The 2500-nt window shown below is 54.6% G+C and carries 2 tRNA genes and 2 rRNA genes (1 of these 4 cut by a window edge); all 4 read right to left on the bottom strand.

The features are described 5' to 3' along the window. Window positions 1-559 (bottom strand): 23S ribosomal RNA (locus tag ACRD67_RS20620) (it extends 2286 nt beyond the left edge of the window). Between the two features lie 227 nt (window positions 560-786). Beyond that, window positions 787-863 (bottom strand) — tRNA-Ala (locus ACRD67_RS20615). A gap of 115 nt (window positions 864-978) precedes the next feature. Then, window positions 979-1052, bottom strand: a tRNA-Ile gene (locus ACRD67_RS20610). 131 nt (window positions 1053-1183) lie between these two features. After that, window positions 1184-2500 (bottom strand): 16S ribosomal RNA (locus ACRD67_RS20605); the annotation flags it as partial.

The raw sequence follows: 2500 nt of genomic DNA, 5'->3' as shown, positions 1-2500 counted from the left end.
CGCTTGTAGGCGTATGGTTTCAGGATCTCTTTCACTCCCCTGTTCGGGGTTCTTTTCACCTTTCCCTCACGGTACTTGTTCACTATCGGTCTCTCAGGAGTATTTAGTCTTGGCGGATGGTCCCGCCGGTTTCACACAGGGTTTCACGTGCCCCGCGCTACTCAGGATACCGCTATCGGTAACGATCTTTGCCTGTACCGGGCTATCACCGTCTATGGCCCCTCTTTCCAAAGGGTTCCAGTTCATTACGCACCGAACATCGCGGTCCTACAACCCCGATGTTGCCGAAACAACATCGGTTTGGACTAATCCGAGTTCGCTCGCCGCTACTATCGGAATCACTTTTGTTTTCTCCTCCTCCGGCTACTTAGATGTTTCAGTTCACCGGGTTCGCTCGGCCTTGCGGCCGTGGCATGTCTTCAACATGCCGGGTTGCCCCATTCGGACACCTGCGGATCATATCGTATGTGCCGATCCCCGCAGCTTTTCGCAGCTTATCGCGTCCTTCTTCGCCTCTGAGAGCCTAGGCATTCCCCATACGCCCTTTTCCAGCTTGTCGCCAGATCTTGTATTCTATTGTTCGTACTACTTTACTTTCGTATGTTAGAGACGCACGGTATCCGATACCGTACGCGCTCTGTCCCAATATGTCAATGAACGTTGTGGCGGGCCGCAACGGACAATTATCCCTAATTGCCTGCAACAGGCCCCTTGCCTAAATCGTTCGCCCCCATTCGCCCCCTTCACATATGGACCTTGTCCATCGGAGCGCGCCATGGTGGGCGTTGGTGGAGAATATCGGAGTCGAACCGATGACCTCCTGCGTGCAAGGCAGGCGCTCTAGCCAGCTGAGCTAATCCCCCGTTTTTTCAGTGGCCGGCCGACAGTTATCGGCCAACAGTCCCAAACGGTCCACGATAACGTGCAACTCAACCTCCAGAATTTCCAATGTTCCAAATCAATGAACTTCCCATCTTGTAGTCCCGGGCAGACTCGAACTGCCGACCTCTACATTATCAGTGTAGCGCTCTAACCAGCTGAGCTACGGGACTGTGCTCAAAATAGATCTTATATATAAAAAAATTGGACCGACAACAACGACAAAAAAAAAAAAGCTTCCCAAAAGTGCACGGGACCAAGGGCCCAAGGGCCTCTTGTCCGGCCCCCGAAGGGACCGCTCTAGAAAGGAGGTGTTCCAGCCGCACCTTCCGGTACGGCTACCTTGTTACGACTTAGCCCTAGTTACCGATTTTGCCCTAGGCCGCTCCTTGCGGTGACGGACTTCAGGCACTCCCGGCTTCCATGGCTTGACGGGCGGTGTGTACAAGGCCCGGGAACGTATTCACCGGATCATGGCTGATATCCGATTACTAGCGATTCCAGCTTCACGGGGTCGGGTTGCAGACCCCGATCCGAACTGTGACCGGTTTTGTAGATTCGCTCGTGGTCGCCCACTGGCTGCTCTCTGTACCGGCCATTGTAGCACGTGTGTAGCCCAGGACGTAAGGGCCGTGATGATTTGACGTCATCCCCACCTTCCTCGCGGTTTGCACCGGCAGTCCCGTCAGAGTCCCCAACTTTACTTGCTGGCAACTGACGGCAGGGGTTGCGCTCGTTATAGGACTTAACCTGACACCTCACGGCACGAGCTGACGACAACCATGCAGCACCTTGCAGGATGTCCGAAGAAAAGTCTGTCTCCAGACCTGTCATCCTGCATTTAAGCCCTGGTAAGGTTCCTCGCGTATCATCGAATTAAACCACATGCTCCACCGCTTGTGCGGGCCCCCGTCAATTCCTTTGAGTTTCATTCTTGCGAACGTACTCCCCAGGTGGGATACTTATCACTTTCGCTTGGCCGCCCAGCCCGGAGGCCGGACAGCTAGTATCCATCGTTTACGGCGTGGACTACCAGGGTATCTAATCCTGTTCGCTCCCCACGCTTTCGTCCATCAGCGTCAGTACATGGTTAGTGACCTGCCTTCGCGATCGGTGTTCTATGTAATATCTATGCATTTCACCGCTACACTACATATTCCGGCCACTCCACCATGACTCAAGACGACCAGTATCAAAGGCAGTGCTACGGTTGAGCCGCACCATTTCACCCCTGACTTAATCGCCCGCCTACGGACCCTTTAAACCCAATGATTCCGGATAACGCTCGGACCCTCCGTATTACCGCGGCTGCTGGCACGGAGTTAGCCGGTCCTTATTCTTACGGTACCGTCATAAGGGCACGCGTGCCCCTTGTTCTTCCCGTACAAAAGCAGTTTACGACCCATAGGGCGGTCTTCCTGCACGCGGCATGGCTGGATCAGGCTTCCGCCCATTGTCCAATATTCCTCACTGCTGCCTCCCGTAGGAGTCTGGTCCGTGTCTCAGTACCAGTGTGGGGGATCCCCCTCTCAGGGCCCCTACCCATCGTCGCCATGGTAGGCCGTTACCCTACCATCAAGCTAATGGGACGCATAGCCATCCCTTACCGTAACCTTTAATG

The sequence above is a fragment of the Eudoraea algarum genome, from assembly GCF_050589645.1.
Lineage (GTDB): Bacteria > Bacteroidota > Bacteroidia > Flavobacteriales > Flavobacteriaceae > JBNGOQ01.
The sequence above is the reverse complement of the archived record's forward strand: the minus strand, read 5'-3'. Positions and strand labels throughout refer to the sequence as shown.